Here is a 19646-nt window from a genome sequence, read left to right on the forward strand (position 1 = left end):
CCATTATTATAATTTGAATTCACCCAATTTCTTAGCAACTGCAACATTCTTCAGCCGCACATAATCCGGCAAACCATTTTTGTACGGCGGATAGTCTTCCCCTTCGATCAACGGCGCCAAGTATTCACGGCAGGCTGGGCTGATGCCGAAACCATCTTCAGTGATAAAATCAGCTGGCATCATTTTTTCAACATTGGCCACGCTGGAAAGCTGCGCCATACCGACCGACCACTTATACGGTGCGCTGGATTCACGGACAATCGTCGGCATTACCGAATTATGTCCTGCCAGTGCATATTCCACGGCAGCTTTACCCATTGCATAGGCTTGCTCAACGTCAGTTTTGGAAGCGACGTGACGCGCTGCGCGCTGCAGATAATCGGCAACGCCCCAATGGTATTTCAGACCCAAACCGTCTTTGATGATATTCGCGACTACCGGAGCAACACCGCCGAGTTGCGCATGACCAAACGCATCGCGCAGTCCTTGATCAGACAGGAAATTGCCGTCGCCACCTTTGACACCTTCCGACACCACGACCGAACAGTAACCATATTCCTTAACATACCGGTCTACCTTGGCAAGAAACTTTTCTTTATCGAAAGTAACTTCCGGAAACAGAATGACGATTGGAATCTCGCAATCCGGGCTTGAAGCCAAGCCACCAGCCGCTGCAATCCAGCCTGCGTGACGTCCCATGACTTCCAGTACAAAAACTTTGGTGGAAGTCTTGGACATGCTGGCTACGTCAAAGCTGGCTTCACGGGTGGACACTGCGATATATTTAGCCACCGAACCAAAACCCGGGCAACAATCCGTGATCGGCAAATCGTTATCGACGGTTTTAGGCACATGAATCGCTTGAATGGGGTAGCCCAAGGTGCCTGATAATTGTGAGACTTTCAGGCAAGTATCGGCGGAATCACCACCGCCATTGTAAAAAAAGTAGCCGATATTATGCGCTTTAAAAACCTCGATCAAGCGCTCATATTCGCGGCGGTTTTGTTCCAGGCTTTTTAATTTATAACGGCAGGAACCAAAAGCACCCGATGGGGTGTAACGCAGCGCAGCAATCGCCGCTGCCGAATCGGCATTGGTATCGATCAAATCTTCGGTCAGCGCGCCGATAATTCCATTGCGGCCGGCATACACATTGCCAATTTTATCGGTATGCTGCCGCGCCGTTTCCAGAACACCCGCTGCGGAAGCGTTAATGACTGCGGTAACGCCACCGGATTGGGCATAAAATGCATTTTTAATTGCCATATTTTTCTCCTGATTAATCAAATCGTAAGCAAGCTATTTTCATTCTACTGAATCTATACGCACAAAAACTCAGGCGCGGCTTGCCGCGTCCCGAGTCTTGAATTCATGCTGTGAATCAAAAAAGAGGCTGGCTAAAACTTATTTCAATGCTGCGAAAATCGAATCACGTATCTCTTCAACCGTGCCTATGCCAGCTACTTTGATATAGCGGGGCGCATCTTTCCCGCCATGCGCCGACCATTTTGAATAGTACTCAACCAATGGCTCAGTTTGCTCATGATAGACTTGCAAACGTTTACGGACCGTTTCTTCCTTATCGTCATCGCGTTGTATCAACGGCTCACCTGTCACATCATCCTGATCATGGGTTTTAGGTGGATTAAAATTCACATGATACGTCCGTCCGGATGCGGGATGCACTCTACGACCCGACATGCGCTTAACAATCTCTGCATCGTCAACATCAATTTCAACAACGAAATCAATCGGCACACCGGCCGCCTTCATGGCGTCGGCTTGCGGAATCGTACGCGGAAAACCGTCAAACAGGAAACCGCTTGAACAATCGGGTTGCGTGATACGTTCCTTGACCAGATTGATGATAATGTCGTCTGAAACCAATCCACCAGCGTCCATTATTTTTTTTGCCATGACGCCCAATTCCGTTCCTGCTTTCACAGCGCTACGCAGCATATCGCCGGTAGAAATTTGCGGAACACCAAAATGTTCCTTAATATAATTGGCCTGAGTACCTTTTCCGGCACCAGGACCGCCTAATAAAATGACTCGGATAGCTATTCTCCCTCTGTTACCAATTAAAATTTACTGAAAGCGGTGACGCATTTATGTCTGCCACTTCAACGACATTATGCAATTATATCGCAGGCAAGCCGGATACTCGAGTTTTTTACTATGCTAATTTTGACCCAACCCAACAACTTCATCACAAGTTACGTCGGCGCAATACAGGTTATGCGATAATTTGATTGTCTTTTAACAGGAAAAAAAATGGATGAAAACAGAAGTAAGGCGCTTGACGCTGCGCTAGCCCAGATCGAAAAACAATTTGGCAAAGGTTCCATCATGCGGCTGGGCGCCAACGATGTCGCTTATGACATACAAGTCGTCTCGACCGGCTCGTTGGGACTCGATATCGCCTTGGGTGTCGGCGGATTGCCGCGCGGGCGGATCATCGAGATTTACGGACCTGAATCATCCGGCAAAACCACGCTGACCCTGCAAGTCATTGCCGAAATGCAGAAAATGGGCGGGACAGCCGCTTTTATCGATGCCGAACACGCACTGGATCCGCAATATGCGCAGAAAATCGGCGTCAATGTTAAAGAACTGCTGATATCGCAGCCGGATAACGGCGAGCAAGCACTAGAAATCGCCGATATGCTGGTACGTTCCGGCTCGGTCGATATCATCGTGGTGGATTCCGTCGCGGCGCTGACACCGCGCGCGGAAATCGAAGGCGATATGGGCGATCCGCAAATGGGATTGCAAGCCCGGCTGATGTCGCAAGCATTGCGCAAACTGACCGCTAATATCAAACGCAGCAACACCATGGTCATCTTCATCAACCAGATCCGTATGAAAATCGGTGTCATGTTCGGCAATCCGGAAACGACAACTGGCGGTAACGCGCTGAAATTCTACGCCTCTGTACGTCTGGACATCCGCCGCACCGGATCGATCAAAAAAGGCGAAGAAACCATCGGTAACGAAACACGCGTCAAAGTGGTTAAAAATAAAGTCGCGCCACCGTTCAAACAGGCCGACTTCGATATCCTCTACGGCGAAGGCATTTCGCGTGAAAGCGAAATCATCGAGCTGGGCGTATTGCATAAACTGATCGACAAATCGGGTGCCTGGTATGCGTATCAAGGCGAGAAAATCGGCCAGGGCAAGGATAATGTGCGCGATTATCTAAAGGAACACAAGGAAATGGCCCATGAAATCGAACAAAAAATTAGAGCCATCGTCGGCATTGCCGATTATGCCAAACCGGTCAAAGAAATAGCCGAGAAAGAAAAAATCGAAAAAGAAAAATAACTGTCATGGATACACGCTCTCCCATCGAAATACGCGCACTGCGCTATTTGGCGCAACGCGAATATTCACGCCGGGAATTGGAGCAAAAACTTGCCGCGCACAAGGATTCCCTTGCAACGGAAACGCTGACGGCGGTACTCGACAAACTGGAGCAACAAGGTTTTCTTTCCGAGCAGCGCATGGTTGAACAAGTCGCCCGGACGCGCCGCTCCCGTTTCGGCAGCCAGCGCATTGTTCATGAATTAAAAACCAAGGGTATCGACGATCATTTGATTGACGGTATCCTGCCAGCACTCAAGAAAACCGAGCTGGAGGCTGCATTAAACATCTGGCGGAAGAAATTCGACCATCCGCCCGCCACACGGGAAGAACGCGGCAAACAAACGCGATTCATGATGAACAGAGGTTTTTCCATGGAAATAATACAACAAGTCTTATCACACGCTAGCGAGGAAAGCACATGAAAAAATGGCTTGCGCACATGATGTTAATGCTGGCAATTCTCACAACCGGCTACCCAGCTCTTGCTGGTGAGATCACACCGATCAAAGAAATCAATGCGGCACCGGTCAATTTTGACGGCCAGGAAGTCAAACTAAAAGGCATCCCGAAAAATCCCACGCGCTTACCGCTGGTCAACCTAAAATCCTACGTGCTGGAAGACAGCAGCGGCGAGATTACCGTACTCACCGAATTCGATCTCCCTAAAATGAATGAAGAAATCACCATCCGGGCTAAAGTTAAAAGCCTCGCCATCGTCAAGGGCGATGCGTTGGGTTTAACGGTCACTGAACTAGAACGATACGAGCAACAGCAAAAAATATGAAAAGCAGCGAAATTAGACAAAAGTTTCTTGAATTTTTCGAATCCCACGGTCACACCGTCATCGCCTCCAGTCCATTAGTGCCCGGCAATGATCCGACGTTGTTGTTCACCAACGCCGGCATGGTGCAATTCAAGGATGTATTTTTAGGCCAGGATAAACGCCCTTACGTGCGCGCCGCCAGTTCGCAGCGCTGCGTACGCGCAGGCGGCAAGCACAACGACCTGGAAAATGTCGGTTATACCGCGCGGCATCACACCTTCTTCGAGATGCTCGGTAATTTCAGTTTCGGCGATTACTTCAAGCGCAACGCCATTTTGTTCGCCTGGGATTTTCTAACAGGAACGCTCAATATCCCACGCGAGAAATTATGGGTCACGGTTTACGCCGAAGACGACGAAGCTGCCGATATCTGGTTGAACGAAGTCGGCGTAGAACCGTCCCGCGTGGTGCGCATCGCCACCACGGACAACTTCTGGCAAATGGGCGATACCGGCCCGTGCGGCCCCTGTTCCGAGATTTTTTACGACCACGGCCCGGACGTGGCAGGCGGCCCGCCCGGCTCTCCTGACGCCGATGGCGACCGCTACATCGAGATCTGGAATCTGGTGTTCATGCAGTACAACCGCGACAGCGCCGGAACACTGCACCCGTTGCCAAAACCATCAGTCGATACCGGCATGGGACTGGAACGCATTTCCGCCGTCATGCAGCATGTGCACAGCAATTACGACATCGATCTGTTTCAAAGCTTGATCAAAGCGGCGGCACGGGCAACCGGCACCGGCAATCTCGCCGACAATTCGCTCAAAGTGATCGCCGATCATATCCGCGCCTGTTCGTTTTTGATTACCGATGGCGTCATTCCGGGCAGCGAAGGCCGCGGTTACGTGCTGCGCCGCATCATCCGCCGCGCCATCCGTCACGGTTACCAATTAGGACAAAAACAACCCTTCTTTCATCAACTCGTGGAAGATTTGAGCCAAGTGATGGGACAAGCGTATCCGGAACTGACCGCCGCCAAAAAACGCGTCGCTGCGGTATTGCTGCAAGAAGAGGAGCGCTTCGCGGAGACGCTGGAAAATGGTATGCAAATTCTGGAAACCGCACTCAGCCAGAAAATCAAAGTGCTCGACGGTGAAACCGCGTTCCGACTGTACGATACGTTCGGTTTCCCGATTGATCTGACCGCCGACATTGCCCGCGAACGCGGCATCACGGTTGACCAGGAAGGATTCGAACAAGCCATGGCGCGTCAGCGCGAACAAGCACGCGCCGCGAACAAATTCACCATGCAGGAAGGCATCGAATACACCGGCAGCCAAACCACGTTCTACGGTTACGATACGTTGCAGCACGAAGGGCAGGTATTGGCGATCTACAAACAAGGCAGCGCGGTCAATTTCGTCGAAGCCGGTGACGAAGCCGTGGTGGTGCTCGACCAAACGCCGTTCTACGCTGAATCCGGCGGGCAGGCTGGTGATTGCGGGAAGCTGCTAGTCGGCAATGGCGCGTTTAATGTAACAAATACGCAAAAAATTCAAGCAAGTGTTTTTGGTCACAAGGGTGTTTTGAGTAGTGGGCGTATGATCGTTGGCGATAAAGTACTGGCTGAAGTTGATCCATTGGCGCGCATCCGAACTACACGCAATCACTCTGCTACGCATCTGATGCACAAAGCACTACGGGAGGTATTGGGTGATCATGTACAGCAGAAAGGTTCATTGGTGGATCATGAGAGAACGCGTTTCGATTTCTCACATAACGAACCGATGACTGAGCATCAAATTCGTATGGTGGAAAAAAAGGTTAATGAAGAGATCTTAATCAATACCGAGTGTCAGGCACGCATAATGGCGATTAGGGAGGCACAAAAATCTGGTGCGATGATGCTTTTCGGTGAGAAATATGGTGACGAAGTACGCGTGCTAGATATTGGCTCTTCGCGTGAATTGTGTGGAGGAACTCATGTAAAGCGTACTGGCGATATTGGATTGTTCAAGATCGTTTCCGAGAGTGGTGTGGCAGCAGGAGTACGACGTATTGAGGCCTGCACGGGAGATCGTGCATTGCATTATGTAGAAACTTTGGAAGATGATCGAAGAGCAAGCGCGGCAATGCTAAAAGTTCCTTTACGCCAAGGTGGTGCGATACCAATGGCTGTGCATCATTTGCAACAAGACAAAAAAGTACTCGAGAAAGAGTTGTCCACACTGAAAACGAAGCTTGCTGGCTCTCAAAGTAATGATCTAGCATCGCAAGCGCAAGACATCAACGGCGTCAAAGTGCTTGCCGCCAACCTGGAAAACGCCGACGCCAAAACCCTGCGCGAAACACTCGATCAACTGAAAGGCAAACTCAAATCCTGCGCGATTGTGCTCAGTACCGTCGCCGACGGCAAAGTCACGCTGATCGCCGGTGTTAGCACCGACCTCACCAGCAAAGTCAAAGCCGGCGAACTGGCCAACTTCGTCGCCCAGCAAGTCGGCGGCAAAGGCGGCGGACGGCCGGACATGGCTCAAGCGGGGGGAACGCAACCAGAGCATCTGCCTGCGGCGCTTACCAGCGTAGTGGACTGGGTCAGCAAGAAATTAAATTAAGCAAGTGAGAAATCAATTCAGAAATAAATGTGTCTGCTTGGCCGCGCTCTTTCTCTTCGGATGCGGTACTGTCAATACAGTAATCCGAGGTGATTCGGTAGCAAGGTACGATCTTAAGCAAGCCAGAACTTCCTGTGAGGCGACACCTCGAGTTTATAGTGGGGTTGCTTACGATATGTGCATTCTACGCGGGAAACCTTCACGGACGGCACTGTGGTTTGGGTCGATACCAGAGCTCATATTCATTGATCTGGCGCTATCCGGTGCATTGGATACGGTTGCTTTGCCTTATACCATTTTTGGGCAAATTAACGATGGTTCGATTTATCTGCAATAGTTTGTAGGGTGAGCTGACAAGGGAAGCCCAACATTTATCGTTCATCACGATGAGATATTTTTGTTTTAACGCTGTTTGATGTTGGGCTTTCTTCGGTAGTCCAACCTACCTCGCTAATGCAATATGATGATATGCAACATTACTCGCAAGATTATTGCGACAGACATAATGTCTTATACATTACGTTAGCCACAAAAGGATTGCTATGGAATACGCAGAACTATTTAGCTATTTGGCAAACATTACTTCTGTAATTGCCTTCTTATTTGCTGGATATCAGTTTTTTCAATGGAGAAGGCAGCAAAGGCACAGCCTAGAGCTTGAATCCATTCTAAACATGGAGGATAGGTTTGAGCTTCTCGTAGCCTCCAATATGAAAGTTGTGAAAAACTTTCAGAAGGCAAAAGAAATTGTGAAAGAATCATCTGACAAGCCGATTGAAGAAAAAAACAAAATAGATTTATGGCTAAAAATGGAATTTTTTGAATCTGTTAAAAGCGCTCAACATCGCGCCAACGAGTGCGCAGAAAGCTATAGCCTCGCATGTTTTAAAGCTAAACGACTTGGATTTGATGTGGCGAGCACGGATGAATTGCAATGCGGATGGATTGTAGAAAAATTCAGTTCATTCATTAGCAGCGATATATCAACCGAAGAAATCACAAGTGAAGTATCCGCGATAAAGCAAAAAGCAGGTGAAAAATTTGCAGCACTTAGAAAAATATAATTACTCAAAATAATCAGAATTAATTTTTTTCGTACAAACTTGTGCGACTAATCCGTAAGCCCGTCAGGGCGTTCCGCCGTATGCGATAAAATCGCATACGGCGGAAACTTCGATGTATTGAACGATGCTGGTTGGTTGAGGTATCGGTAAACCATCTTCCATCATTCTTGCGATATACAGCTCGAAGGCTGTGCGAATTTCCCGTTCCGTCTCTTCAACGGTCGATCCGGTTGCAATGCATCCCGGTAAATCCGGAACATAAGCTGAATAGTTATTTCCTGCTTTTTCAACAACGATTGCATAACGCATGATTCATTCCTTGAGTTTTGCTTGCTTCAGCATGCTGTTATTTCGCAAATTTTGTTGACAATGCGGTAGCATAGCGGCATTCCGATAATGTCAATTCTGATCACACAACATGATGAACCGCCAGCAAGTTCTCGACACTCTACGTCAGCTTAAACCTGATTTGATCGAACGTTTCGGCGTAACGCGCTTGGTTCTGTTCGGCTCTACTGCGCGCGATGAGGCAAAAGAAAATAGCGATATCGATATTGTGATCGCTTTTGATGGACCGGCGACATCGAAGAAATATTTTGGCGTGCAATTTCTGCTGGAAGATCAACTAGGGCGTCCGGTCGATTTGGTCACTGAGAAAGCATTGCGCCCAGAATTAAAGCCCTTTATTGAGAGGGAAGCGATTGATGTCTGAACGCGAATGGCGGTTTTATCTCGATGATATGATTGGCTTTGCGGAAAAGGTACTGATTTATACGGAAGGATTGGATCAAGCAGCGTTTGTGGCTTCGGGTTTGAATTATGATGCGACGGTGCGAAATCTCGAACTTATCGGAGAAGCCGCAACGCATATACCGGTTGAAATACAAAAAACCTTCGGTGCAGTGCCTTGGCGGCAGGTAATTGCAACACGCAACCGGCTTATTCACGGTTATCTCGGAATTGATAACGATACCCTATGGAGCATCATTAAAGACGATGTTCCTGCCTTGATAATGCAGTTACGCCTTATCGGTAACAGTCTAAAATAACCAGAAACAAAAAAGCGTTATGGAAGCTATCCCATGGCACAGCAAGCTATAAGCGTCGCTGGCAAAAAATACCGAAAAAACTGGATGCAGAATAACAATCAAGAATACCAATGAAATTTGAACGACTGATCACGATTGTCACCAACCTCGCCGTGGTAGCGGGTATGGTGCTGGTGGTATTTGAGCTGCAACAGAACCGCGAGGCGATTCAGATTGCGCATCAGCTATCGCTCGCGGGGTTAATCAGTCAAGCGCATCTGGCGGTTGCATCGGAGCAAGAACTTGCGGATCTGGTAGCCCGGGCAAAGCGCAACGACACGCAGAATTTCAGTCCCGCGGATATTGAGCGCGTCAATCAATGGGCGCTGGCATTCCTTGAACCGCGCATCAGCTCGTACCATCTCAGGAGCAACGAGTTCATTGTGCTGGAAGACTGGTGCGATCTCATGCGCGACTTTACCGATCTCTACCGGCATCCCTACTTTGGCGCCATCGTGAAGTCAGACCTCAGTTACGCCGATGCCATCATGGCGGATATTGAGAACCGCTGTACTGTGAATAAATAACCCATAAGGCAGGAAGCCCGTCAGGGTCTTGCGCCGCTTGCAGAGCAAGACTGTTTATTGGCTTCTGGCGGAAGGATTTGCCAGACCGGAACATATCCCCGTTCCACGTGCGCATCCTTGCATCCATCCCGCAGCGGTACTTTGCAATGCTCTTCCAGCTTGATTCGTTGTAAAATAGTTGTCATCCGTTTCTTAACTACCCTTCCTTGAGTTTATCCGGTTAAAAGCTATGAGAAATTATCTTGTTGGACTAATCCTTTTAGCTTATTGGGGAACGTTATCAGCCAGCCAGGATGCTGATTTCTTAACTGCACGGGAAGCATTCCAGTCGGGCAATGCCAAGCGCCTCGATGAATCCGCCGCGCGGTTGCAACGCCATGTGCTATGGCCTTATGTGGATTACTACCAGCAACGCATGCTGCTCCGCACCACCGATAACGCGAATATCCGCTATTTCCTGTCGCGTTACGACGGCGCTCTGGTTGCAGACCGGATGCGCGGCGACTGGCTCAAAATGCTGGGTAAGAATCAGCAATGGGCGCTTTTTGACGCCGAATATCCGCTGCTGGTGAATAAAGATAATGAATTATTGTGCTATTACTATCAGCGCCGCCTGAATACCAACGACCGTACAGTGTTGCCCGAAGCCCGCGCGCTATGGTTTACACCAGCCAGTCTGCCGGATAGCTGCACACCCGTTTTCCAGACACTCATATCCAGCGGTCAGATCAAAGTCGAAGATATTTGGACGCGAATCCGCTTGGCATTGGAAGAAAACCAAACCGGCGTGGCCACGCATGCAAACCGCTATTTACCCAGCCTTGAAGCGCTGAACAGCACCGAGTTGAATAATGCCGCGAAGAATCCGCAGCGTTACCTGGAAACCCTGAAAAGAAAAATCAAAACGCGCAGTGACCGCGAAATTGTCTTGTTCGCTCTGTTACGCGTGCTGCGCAACGATACCAACCCGGCGTATGTGCAATGGTTGAAAGTTAAGGATCAGCTGACCGCATCCGATCGTTCTTATTTCCTCGGAAGACTCGGACATCGCGCCGCCATGCGGCATGATTTGCGTGCTTTGGACTGGTTCCGGGAAGCGCAAAACATGACGCCGTATTATCCGCCCTCGGATACCGTACTGGCGTGGCAGGTACGCGCGGCTTTGCGCGCCGCCCAGTGGGATGAGGTACTGAAAACCATCGAACGGATGTCGCCCGCCGAACAGCAAATCGATACCTGGCGCTACTGGAAAGCGCGTGCGTTAAAAACCAAAGGCAGAACACAGGATGCCAACGACATTTTTATTCCGCTCAGTAACGAACACAGTTTTTATGGTCAGCTGGCCAGAGAAGAACTAGGCACCATTCTGACCATCGCGGACAAAACTTACCGCGTCAGTAACGCGGAAGTATCCGCCATGGAACGTAACCCCGGTCTGCAACGTGCATTGGCTTTCTCGCGCATGAATTTGCGCACCGAAGCGCTGCGGGAATGGAGCTGGACCATCCGCAACTTCAGCGATGCCGAGTTGCTGGCTGCGGCGGAAGTCGCCCGCCGCCAAGGTCTATATGACCGTGCGATCAACACCGCCAACCGTACCGTCGCGCAGCACGACTTCAGTTTGCGCTTTTTATCGCCGCACCGTGAAACCCTCAAAAAAGTTCTGCGGCAACACGAATTGGACGAAGCTTGGGTATACGGCTTGATCCGACAGGAAAGCCGCTTCATTGCGGATATCAAATCGCACGTCGGAGCAGCCGGTTTGATGCAATTGATGCCCGCCACCGCCGAGTGGGTGGCCAAGCAATTGGGCATACAGAATTTCCGCCAGCATCTGGTCGTCGACGTGAATACCAATTTGCAGCTAGGCACCTATTATCTCAAGCACGTGCTCGGCACGTTGGACAATCAGCCGCTGCTGGCTTCCGCGGCGTATAACGCCGGACCCGGACGCGCCAGACGCTGGCGTGACAATACCATGCCGCTGGAAGGCGCGATTTACGCCGAGACGATCCCTTTTAACGAAACGCGCGATTACGTTAAAAAGGTTTTGAAAAATTCGATGTATTACGCCAAAGTGCTCGATCACGGTCCAGACGCACCGACACTCAAGGAGCGCCTGGGTGTTGTCAGGGCGAAATAACCCGTGAAAACTTACCTCGTGGGCGGCTCGGTTCGCGATGAACTGCTGGGATTGCCGGTCAAAGATCATGATTATGTCGTCGTCGGCGCTTCGCCCGAGGAAATGGAACAGCTCGGTTATCGTCCAGTCGGCAAGGATTTTCCGGTTTTCCTACATCCGCAAACGCATGAACAATATGCCCTGGCACGTACGGAACGGAAAATTTCGCGCGGCTACAAAGGATTTGAAGTATTCACTTCACCGCAGGTCACGTTGCAGGAAGATCTGGCACGGCGCGATTTGACCATCAATTCGATTGCCAAGGACGAAGAAGGCAACATCATCGATCCTTTTAACGGTGTAGCCGACTTGGAAGCCGGTATCCTGCGTCATATCAGCCCCGCGTTTTCCGAAGACCCTGTACGCATTCTGCGTGCAGCACGGTTTGCCGCGCGTTTCAATTTTCACGCTGCCCCAGAGACACTCACCTTAATGAGCGACATGGTGCATAACGGCGAAGTGGACGCGCTGGTGCCGGAGCGCGTTTGGCAGGAGCTGTCGCGCGGTTTGATGGAGAATAATCCGTCCCGGATGTTCCACATGTTGCGCGAATGCGGCGCATTATCGCGCATCATGCCGGAAGTCGATGTGCTGTTCGGCGTTCCGCAACCGGCGCACGCACATCCGGAAATCGATACCGGCGTGCATATCATGCTGGCGATCGATTACGCTGCGGCGCAAGACTATTCGTTGCCAGTGCGCTTTGCCACGTTGATGCATGATCTGGGCAAAGGCACAACGCCACCCGAGGAATGGCCGCGTCATATCGGTCACGAGGCGCGCAGCATCGAATTGACGAAAAATGTATGCGAACGCATCCGGGTACCTAAGGATGCCCGTGATCTGGCTTTACTGGTCGCCCGTTACCATGGCGACGTGCATCGCGCCGCAGAACTGAAACCGTCCACGCTGGCGGATATGCTGCAAGCGGTCGATGCCTACCGCAAGCCCGATCGGTTCGAAGAATTTTTGCAGGCTTGCGCGTGCGATTTTCACGGCCGCCCCGGCTATGCCACCAAACCTTATGTTCAAGCCGAACGGTTCCAGCAAGCATACGCTGCGGCCAGAAGCGTCGATGCTGGCGCCATTGCCGCCGAATTGAGCCAGCGTATCCTGGATGCCACGGCATTGCCCGCGGCCATTAATGCACGTGTGCGCGAAACGCGTATCGCCAGAATAAGCGCTGAAATCGGCTAAAAAGCCAAGCCGTGACTGAATTCTGATATCAAGATTTAACGGGAACTTGCGCGCTCGGGCGGCCAAAATAATAGCCTTGCGCAAGATCGACTCCCAGATTTTTCACCATACTCAGCGTAGCGGCGTCTTCAACGAATTCCGCCACGGTTAACTTGCCAAGCCCGCGCGCGACTTCCACCATGGCTTTGACAAAAATCTGATTGTCGCGGTTATTCGGAAGATCGCGGATAAATAACCCGTCGATTTTAAGGATCTCCACCCCCAGGTATTTCAGATAACCGAACGTCGAAAAACCGCTGCCAAAATCATCCAGACAAACACAACAACCGGCTTGGTGAACCGCCTCGATGAAGCGTTGCGCATCTTGTATGTCTGACACCGCCGCCGTTTCGGTCAGTTCGATGATAAGGCGCCCCGGATCCACGTGCAGTTCGCTTAACAGATTACGGATGTACTGGGGAATCGCCGGATCGTCAAACGTCCGGCCGGAAATATTGATCGCGACGGGCGGCATGTCCAGATCTTCACTGAGCAGTTCGATACTGCGTTTGATCACCCAGCGGTCGATCGTGACAATCTGGCCATTTTTTTCCGCAATGGGAATAAATTGACCGGGCATGATCAAATGGGCCGGTTCATTCACATCGCGCATCCGGACGAGAATCTCTAAATGAGTCAGTGCATTGTGAGCGGTTTCGTAGACACCCTGGAAATGAACTTCAAAAAGATTCTGCTCCAGCGCCTGGGCAATCCGGTTATACCAAGTCAGCCGGTGCATCATGGCTTCCGAAGAATCACGTTGAGGATCGTAGACAGCCCAGGTATTCTTGCCCTGATTCTTGGCTTGATACATCGCCGCATCCGCATGCGCCACCAAATCTTCGGCTGTTTCGCCGTGCTCAGGGAAAATAGCGACACCGACGCTGGTTGTCAGACGGATGTTGGTGTCACGGAAATGCAGCGGGATCGATGAGATGGAGGTTACAATCCGGGCCGGGAGGATACTCAAATCGTCATCCGGTTGCAGATGGCTCAGAATGGCAAATTCATCGCCCCCCAAGCGGGCAAACACTTCGATCTGCCGCACAATGCTGGAAATCTCGCCCGCTGTCCGGACCAGAACGGTATCACCGGCTTTGTGCCCGAAAGTATCATTAATATATTTGAAATCATCCAGATCAAAATACAGTAGCGCAAATTTCTGCCGGTTGCGTAATGCAGTGGCGATCAGATTATTCAGTTCTTCCTGGAATCGGTGGCGATTATACAAACCGGTCAACGGATCGCGCTCCGCCAGATACAGCAGCTGCTGCGCGGTTTGCCGCTCTAGCGTAATATCCTCGTAAATCCATAAACGCCCGATAATCCGCCCCTCGATGTCATTCACGGGATACGATAATTGAGTGAGCGTCCGTCCGTTATTCAACTCAAGTTCGCAGCGCTCGCTGATTTCATGCGTATCCAGCGCATTCAGCACGTGCTTGGAAGCGTGACTGGGTTGCGCAAAACGCTCGCCGGAGCTATCGAGGATAGTCCTGGCCGGCTTATTCAATAAGTTCTCGTGCTCGCCGATACCCCACATCCGCAAGAATGCCGGATTGACATACTCCACCCGATGTTCATTGTCTTCAAACAAAATGCCCATATCCATGGCGGACAGTAATGCACCCATGCGGCTTTGTTCCCGTTCTGCCAGCACACGCAATTCCCGTTGATGGCGCTCGGACACTTTCAATTCTTCCAAAGCCGTGCTTAATTCTTCTTCCGCTTTTCGTTGGTGCGTAATATCCAGCATCACGCCTTGCAACAACACCGGCTTCCCATCCTCGTCTTTCAACCAGACCGCGTCATCCCGTACCCAGGCAATACCGCCATCCTGCTTATGAATCCGGTATTCCGCATGATACGCCGCGCCATCCTTCAGACTGATCGACAGAGCGGACACAATCCGCTCCCGGTCATCCGCGTGAATTTGCCGTATCCACAGTTGCGGATTATCGAGCCACTCTTGCACGCTAAAACCAAGCTGAGATTCGAGTTGCGGACTCACGAAAACGGTGCGGACATCGGGATCCATGGCAGCGGTATAAGTAACGGCCGGGATTTGTTCGATCAGTGTGCGGTATTTCGATTCAATACTGCGCTGCTCGGTGATATCGTGCGCAAATCCTACGATGCCGATGACTTCATTGTGACTGCCACGCAACGGTAATTTGATGGTATCAAACCAGCGGGATTGCCCATTGCCGAGGGTAGCTTGATCAGCCGGATTACGGATGCGCTTGCCGGAAAATGCTTCGTCATCATCGGCGTGAAATCCGCGGATATTTCGAGCCGGATCGCCATAACAGATATAGCCCGGCCAGAAATCGGTATCCGGTCTGCCTAGCAAATCTTCCTGTTTAAGCCCCACACCATCTGCAAAAGCCTGGTTCACCAATAAAAAGCGATGCTGTTTGTCTTTTACAAAAATCCAATCGGGCGTGGCATCGATGACCGTGCGCAACAAGTTCCTGGCTTGGTTGATTTCTTCTTCCGCGCGCTTTTGTTCACTGATATCCGTATGCGTACCGAGCATACGCAGCGGCTGGCCCTGCTGATTCCATTCAACGATTTTTCCCAGCGAGAGTATCCACTTCCACTCACCTTGCTGCGTAAGTTGCCGGAATTCCACCCGGTAATCTTCGCGTAAACCACCGATGTAGTCGCTGTAAACTTGGTAAACGGCCTCCCGGTCCGCCGGATACATGCGTTCCAGCCAGCGCGTATTCGTTTCCACAAAAGATCGTGGATCATAACCCAGCATACGGGCATATTCCAGACTGACTACCGCTTCCCCTGTTTGTACATTCAAATCGTACAACCCCTGATTTGCCGCCGCCAGCGCCAGACGCAAACGTGATTCACTATCCTGTAATTGCTGCTCCGCCTGGCGCTGATTCGCCTGGATACCGATCATCATAAAAGCGATGAGCGTAATCGTTGCAACAAAAACACATAACACTAATTGATCAAGCTGGAAATCCCCTCTGGAGAAAGGACCAAACCCTTTCGCCGTGCCCATGACAGCAATCGAGGCAATCGCCAGAACCACAATGAAAGTTTCTAATGCATTTAAACGTAAACCCGCCCATATCAAAGGGGGAAAAACCAGGAAAGCCAGCGGCAGCATGAGCTGGCTGATGGCCGTAATACCGCCGAATATCAACCACGTCAGGCAAACACAACTGCCCAGCACTATAATAAATTCCAGTTTGATCTGTGACGGCGATACCAGGGTTCGCCGGAGATTCATCAGGAACAACAGGAATGGCGTGAACACCAGAACACCCACAGTATCTCCAAGCCACCAGCCGACCCAAGCGCGGGAGAGCACATCAAGTGACAGCATCCCACCGCCGGCATACAACGCAAAAACACCGATACTGGCGGTCAGCAGCATACTTCCTGGCCCGATCAGCAAGAAGGTCGTTACATCGCGCCCGCGTATAAAGCTGTTTTGAAAGCCCATCACTTTTCTGAGCAACAATGCCCCCAATACCGGACCTGCGGTATTGCCTAAAGCGATTGCCAAAGCAACGGGCGGGGTGAGATCACCGATAGACAGGTTTGTGACAAGCGCACCCAGGAATATACCCGGCCAGCAGGGCAGTCCCCATAGCAACAGTGCCGCCAGAGCAATTCCGGAAGGCGGCCAAAACAAGGTGATACTTGAACCGACATAAGGTGCGGTTAATCCTGCTTTTCCACCGGCGAAATACAGCGATGCCAGCAGTAATATTTGCGTGGCCAGTAAAAATAATGATTTTTCTACGCGTTGTTGTTCCATATCCAAGGGAGGTTGGCTGATTTAATAAGCTAAAGCACTATCCTGGAATATGAAAACATAATATATGAATTCAGGAATTTGAGGCCGGTGAACGTGCGCTGGTTTTCATATCGCACGATAAGATTATCACATTGAAGATTAAAACGAAATTCCATTGCACGCAGCAACCGGAAAAAGTATTTTTAATCGGATTATTTGATGCTATTTCACGATGCATCCGCTCACCCTGGAGTGACTCAATATCCTGCAGATACTGTTTTTCATTTCCGCTTATCGCTATATCATGTCAGCAGTTTCAATGGATTAGCTGCCATATTCCAACTTAAGCGAGGGAGAAGAAAATGACATTCCACATATTTCACATGAATGAAGTGTATTCCAATGCTGACGGAACCGTTCAATTCATCGAATTTACAGGAGATGCCGACGATCAGGACGAGTGGGCCGGACATACGATCACCTCGACCAGTGGCGCCGCCACCCACACGTATACTTTCCCAACGAACCTTCCCAGCGAGACAACCCTGAACAAGTCCGTATTGGTTGCAACGCAAGGATTTTCAGCGCTGGGTTTAATCACACCTGATTACATCATGCCGAATGGCTTTTTGTTTACCGGCAGCGGCACCGTCTCTTTTCCCGGAATGTTTGGCGGTACGATAACTTATGCTGGATTACCGGTCGATGGCATAAAGTCACTCAACCGGGATGGTTCGACGGGGACTAATTCCCCCGCTAATTTTTCCGGCGATACCGGTACTGTACCTGCCAATGTGTTCTTCGGCACTGATGACTCTGACAATTTGATGGGTACATCCGGGGATGATTTTATTCTTGCAGCCGGTGGAAACGATACGTTGAATGGCTTGGAAGGCAATGACACGCTGAATAGCGGTTTGGGGGCCGACACTGCGGTCTATAGCAGCAACCGTGCGAATTACACCGTTCTCAGCACAAGTTTGGGAATGACTGTTTCCGGGACGGAAAGTAACGATACGCTCACCGGCATCGAACGTTTTCAATTTGCTGATCAAAAAATTGCGATCGACCTCAATGATGACCAAGCTGCCAGCAACACGGTCAGACTGATCGGCGCGGTATTCGATGCACCAACCATTCAGGCGCACCCGGACTATGTCGGCATAGGGCTTGGTTTGTTTGATTCCGGTCAAAGCATGTTGCAAGTTTCACAGCTGGTGATCGGTGTGCTGGGTAATCCGGATAATGACACGTTTGTGGATACGGTGTACCAAAACGTTACCGGTAGCGCACCGTCAGCCGAAGACCACAACCTATATACCGGATTGCTCACAGGCAGCGGCGGCACGTTATCGCAGGCGCAGCTCCTTGAAATTGCGGCCAATTCCGAGGTGAATGCCACGAACATCGATTTAATCGGATTGCAGCAAACCGGGGTGGAGTTTACTTAATCGCTCGGCGAATCAAGCTTTGTCTTGGTTTTTCAAAGTAGCGGGGTAACGCGCAGGATTACCCTGTAATTCGGCATTGCAATCCTACAGCCGCCGCACACATGGAACAAAAAAGCTACCGAGCAAACCGATAGTAAGCAATTTTTTCATGATATCAATACCGCACTCTTGATGAATTACTGTCATTCCGCCGGTTCACAGCCGGGTTTCTTTTTGTCGCTCCAAGCCAGCGAGCGGTAGTCAAAACCATTCTCAATCACCGGCTTAATAATGTCGAAGTAGGGCGAAATGTCGAAATCGCGCGGGGTGTACAAACTATAATGACGAATGTGGTAGATATCCGCGTAGCAATCGGTATTCCTCGGATCATCCGACCAGGTACGTTGAATCTCCGGCAATATCGGATAGCGCACCGATTCAAACGCTTGCGCGATCAGCGTCGAACAGATCGCTCGTGTCGGATCTCCACTGCCGAGGGCTAACATACGTCTGCGGAACCGTGTCGGAACCGGCATTGTCGGCAGCAAATAGCGCAAAAGATCGAAAATATGCTTGAGATCATAGTGCTGGCCGATGCGCGCAATAACAAAATCCACCACACGCTTGCGATCCTCATCGTTCAAACCGACAGGACGGCAAATCCGGGTATGCATTTGCGCATAGTGAGCGAGTGTTATCGCGCGCACACCTTCCTTCAAATCAGCTTCTATCAATACCTGGGGCAACTGCCAGGGCGCGCTATGCGGCAGCACGTTACCAATGTACAGCGCGGCATGCGACCAAGTAGATTGCGTAAGGTATTTGATGGCTACGCTGACGCGAGTATCCCCCTCCACCAATAGCACGTCGCCGGGCTGCAAAGTGGCTGCCAGTTTTTCCTGACTGATCGTCGCCACCTGAACACTCTGCCGAACCGGCTTGGTTAAGAAGTGCGCCAGCCCGCGGCCTACAATTTCAGTCACCTGCCCCATGCGATTTCCTTACATCGTTATTTATTTTCGAAACATAGCATCAATTAAATCAACTCTAAAGAGCTTTGCATGAGCGGCGGCTGGCTTACGCAGGCATAAAAATATGATTTTGTTGAATATCATAATGTTAAACCATTGATTAACCGCCACATCAGCTTTGCAACATCAACAGCAACTGATTGAGTCCGTCAGCTACAATTCCGTTTGATGAGCATTTATTGTCAGAACAACACCGATCCCTGCAGCGATGAGAGATTATCATTCGGAATTAATTGATTAAATGAATCATTGCCACACCAAGGTTTACTCTACCAGTGATTGCCAGTAAAATTTTCGCGTATTTCCGTCTTGGCAGGAAATTACCCGCAAGCATAAACCCTGCACCATAGCGTTTTATTTTAGCCGGCACTTCCATCACACAAGCGCTTATGTTTCATGATTTGAACACGATTGCCACCGTTGTTGCCGCAAACTTACCCGATACGGCCGCTCGCTCCGCTGATTGCCCAATGCGCGAGCGCTATTCCACGCCGGATGAGGATTACAATACGGATTGGGTTTCCCGCGCCTTGATCGAGGTTCCATGTACTAACGGTGAGGAATCAACATAA

The 19646-nt window shown here is 50.4% G+C and carries 19 protein-coding genes; 13 read left to right on the plus strand and 6 right to left on the minus strand.

Annotated features, from left to right (window positions below):
- Positions 1–6 precede the first annotated feature (6 nt).
- Positions 7–1266 (minus strand): 6-phosphofructokinase, encoded by a 1260-nt coding sequence (locus tag DU481_RS01435; RefSeq protein ID WP_350131640.1) that lies wholly within the window; start codon positions 1264–1266, stop codon positions 7–9.
- A gap of 138 nt (positions 1267–1404) precedes the next feature.
- A complete protein-coding gene (gene adk, locus DU481_RS01440) occupies positions 1405–2058 on the minus strand; it encodes an adenylate kinase (protein ID WP_350131920.1) in 654 nt (217 codons plus the stop codon).
- A gap of 216 nt (positions 2059–2274) precedes the next feature.
- On the opposite strand from adk, the gene recA reads away from it, so the two are divergent.
- The 6 genes from recA to DU481_RS01470 all read left to right on the plus strand — a co-directional run bounded on the left by recA (position 2275) and on the right by DU481_RS01470 (position 7811).
- Positions 2275–3324 carry a recombinase RecA gene (gene recA / locus DU481_RS01445; RefSeq protein ID WP_350131643.1) on the plus strand — a complete coding sequence of 350 codons (1050 nt, stop codon included), beginning with the start codon at positions 2275–2277 and terminating at the stop codon, positions 3322–3324.
- A 5-nt stretch (positions 3325–3329) separates the two neighbouring features.
- The gene (recX, locus tag DU481_RS01450; RefSeq protein ID WP_350131646.1) at positions 3330–3788 is read left to right on the plus strand and encodes a recombination regulator RecX; all 459 of its coding nucleotides are present in this window, start codon (positions 3330–3332) and stop codon (positions 3786–3788) included.
- Positions 3785–4150, plus strand: coding sequence for a hypothetical protein (locus DU481_RS01455; protein WP_350131649.1), 366 nt, complete (start codon positions 3785–3787; stop codon positions 4148–4150). The genes recX and DU481_RS01455 overlap by 4 nt, the downstream gene beginning before the upstream one ends.
- Positions 4147–6747, plus strand: coding sequence for an alanine--tRNA ligase (gene alaS, locus DU481_RS01460; protein WP_350131652.1), 2601 nt, complete (start codon positions 4147–4149; stop codon positions 6745–6747). The genes DU481_RS01455 and alaS overlap by 4 nt, the downstream gene beginning before the upstream one ends.
- Positions 6748–6751: 4 nt before the next feature.
- Positions 6752–7084, plus strand: a complete 333-nt coding sequence (locus tag DU481_RS01465) for a YceK/YidQ family lipoprotein (protein WP_350131654.1) — start codon at positions 6752–6754, stop codon at positions 7082–7084.
- A gap of 205 nt (positions 7085–7289) precedes the next feature.
- Positions 7290–7811 (plus strand): hypothetical protein, encoded by a 522-nt coding sequence (locus DU481_RS01470; RefSeq protein WP_350131656.1) that lies wholly within the window; start codon positions 7290–7292, stop codon positions 7809–7811.
- Between the two features lie 63 nt (positions 7812–7874).
- Here the strand turns inward: DU481_RS01470 and DU481_RS01475 are convergent, their stop codons facing one another.
- Complete coding sequence (locus DU481_RS01475) at positions 7875–8120, minus strand: type II toxin-antitoxin system HicB family antitoxin (RefSeq protein ID WP_350131659.1); 246 nt, start codon at positions 8118–8120, stop codon at positions 7875–7877.
- 109 nt (positions 8121–8229) lie between these two features.
- Between DU481_RS01475 and DU481_RS01480 the strand changes: the two genes are divergently transcribed.
- From DU481_RS01480 to DU481_RS01490, 3 genes are all read left to right on the plus strand, one after another.
- On the plus strand, positions 8230–8523 hold the full coding sequence (locus DU481_RS01480; protein WP_350131662.1) for a nucleotidyltransferase family protein: 294 nt from the start codon (positions 8230–8232) through the stop codon (positions 8521–8523).
- Complete coding sequence (locus DU481_RS01485) at positions 8516–8860, plus strand: HepT-like ribonuclease domain-containing protein (protein WP_292665397.1); 345 nt, start codon at positions 8516–8518, stop codon at positions 8858–8860. The genes DU481_RS01480 and DU481_RS01485 overlap by 8 nt, the downstream gene beginning before the upstream one ends.
- 110 nt (positions 8861–8970) lie before the next feature.
- Positions 8971–9426 carry a hypothetical protein gene (locus DU481_RS01490; RefSeq protein WP_350131665.1) on the plus strand — a complete coding sequence of 152 codons (456 nt, stop codon included), beginning with the start codon at positions 8971–8973 and terminating at the stop codon, positions 9424–9426.
- Positions 9427–9446: 20 nt separating this feature from the next.
- Here the strand turns inward: DU481_RS01490 and DU481_RS01495 are convergent, their stop codons facing one another.
- On the minus strand, positions 9447–9611 hold the full coding sequence (locus DU481_RS01495; protein WP_350131668.1) for a hypothetical protein: 165 nt from the start codon (positions 9609–9611) through the stop codon (positions 9447–9449).
- 44 nt (positions 9612–9655) lie between these two features.
- On the opposite strand from DU481_RS01495, the gene DU481_RS01500 reads away from it, so the two are divergent.
- Positions 9656–11569, plus strand: a complete 1914-nt coding sequence (locus DU481_RS01500) for a lytic transglycosylase domain-containing protein (RefSeq protein ID WP_350131671.1) — start codon at positions 9656–9658, stop codon at positions 11567–11569.
- A gap of 3 nt (positions 11570–11572) precedes the next feature.
- Positions 11573–12805, plus strand: a complete 1233-nt coding sequence (locus tag DU481_RS01505; RefSeq protein ID WP_350131674.1) for a multifunctional CCA addition/repair protein — start codon at positions 11573–11575, stop codon at positions 12803–12805.
- Between the two features lie 28 nt (positions 12806–12833).
- On the opposite strand, the gene DU481_RS01510 is transcribed toward DU481_RS01505, so the two are convergent.
- Entirely contained in the window at positions 12834–16634 is a 3801-nt protein-coding gene (locus DU481_RS01510) for a bifunctional diguanylate cyclase/phosphodiesterase (RefSeq protein WP_350131677.1), read from the minus strand.
- Between the two features lie 341 nt (positions 16635–16975).
- Between DU481_RS01510 and DU481_RS01515 the strand changes: the two genes are divergently transcribed.
- Entirely contained in the window at positions 16976–18064 is a 1089-nt protein-coding gene (locus DU481_RS01515) for a calcium-binding protein (RefSeq protein ID WP_350131680.1), read from the plus strand.
- Positions 18065–18246: 182 nt separating this feature from the next.
- Here DU481_RS01515 and DU481_RS01520 read toward each other — a convergent pair whose 3' ends face one another.
- Positions 18247–19035, minus strand: a complete 789-nt coding sequence (locus tag DU481_RS01520) for a YiiX/YebB-like N1pC/P60 family cysteine hydrolase (protein ID WP_121166694.1) — start codon at positions 19033–19035, stop codon at positions 18247–18249.
- Positions 19036–19463: 428 nt separating this feature from the next.
- Here DU481_RS01520 and DU481_RS01525 point away from each other — a divergent pair, with 428 nt between their 5' ends.
- Complete coding sequence (locus DU481_RS01525; RefSeq protein ID WP_350131683.1) at positions 19464–19646, plus strand: hypothetical protein; 183 nt, start codon at positions 19464–19466, stop codon at positions 19644–19646.

Source organism: Nitrosomonas sp., assembly GCF_040240425.1.
In the GTDB taxonomy this organism is placed as follows: domain Bacteria; phylum Pseudomonadota; class Gammaproteobacteria; order Burkholderiales; family Nitrosomonadaceae; genus Nitrosomonas.

Excerpts from the sequence above, each read along its gene's own strand:
- DU481_RS01435 (WP_350131640.1), bottom strand. The coding sequence starts at position 1,266 with ATGGCAATTAAAAATGCATTTTATGCCCAATCCGGTGGCGTTACCGCA.
- recA (WP_350131643.1), top strand. The coding sequence starts at position 2,275 with ATGGATGAAAACAGAAGTAAGGCGCTTGACGCTGCGCTAGCCCAGATC.
- recX (WP_350131646.1), top strand. The coding sequence starts at position 3,330 with ATGGATACACGCTCTCCCATCGAAATACGCGCACTGCGCTATTTGGCG.
- DU481_RS01455 (WP_350131649.1), top strand. The coding sequence starts at position 3,785 with ATGAAAAAATGGCTTGCGCACATGATGTTAATGCTGGCAATTCTCACA.
- alaS (WP_350131652.1), top strand. The coding sequence starts at position 4,147 with ATGAAAAGCAGCGAAATTAGACAAAAGTTTCTTGAATTTTTCGAATCC.
- DU481_RS01470 (WP_350131656.1), top strand. The coding sequence starts at position 7,290 with ATGGAATACGCAGAACTATTTAGCTATTTGGCAAACATTACTTCTGTA.
- DU481_RS01475 (WP_350131659.1), bottom strand. The coding sequence starts at position 8,120 with ATGCGTTATGCAATCGTTGTTGAAAAAGCAGGAAATAACTATTCAGCT.
- DU481_RS01480 (WP_350131662.1), top strand. The coding sequence starts at position 8,230 with ATGATGAACCGCCAGCAAGTTCTCGACACTCTACGTCAGCTTAAACCT.
- DU481_RS01485 (WP_292665397.1), top strand. The coding sequence starts at position 8,516 with ATGTCTGAACGCGAATGGCGGTTTTATCTCGATGATATGATTGGCTTT.
- DU481_RS01490 (WP_350131665.1), top strand. The coding sequence starts at position 8,971 with ATGAAATTTGAACGACTGATCACGATTGTCACCAACCTCGCCGTGGTA.
- DU481_RS01495 (WP_350131668.1), bottom strand. The coding sequence starts at position 9,611 with ATGACAACTATTTTACAACGAATCAAGCTGGAAGAGCATTGCAAAGTA.
- DU481_RS01500 (WP_350131671.1), top strand. The coding sequence starts at position 9,656 with ATGAGAAATTATCTTGTTGGACTAATCCTTTTAGCTTATTGGGGAACG.
- DU481_RS01510 (WP_350131677.1), bottom strand. The coding sequence starts at position 16,634 with ATGGAACAACAACGCGTAGAAAAATCATTATTTTTACTGGCCACGCAA.
- DU481_RS01515 (WP_350131680.1), top strand. The coding sequence starts at position 16,976 with ATGACATTCCACATATTTCACATGAATGAAGTGTATTCCAATGCTGAC.
- DU481_RS01520 (WP_121166694.1), bottom strand. The coding sequence starts at position 19,035 with ATGGGGCAGGTGACTGAAATTGTAGGCCGCGGGCTGGCGCACTTCTTA.
- DU481_RS01525 (WP_350131683.1), top strand. The coding sequence starts at position 19,464 with ATGTTTCATGATTTGAACACGATTGCCACCGTTGTTGCCGCAAACTTA.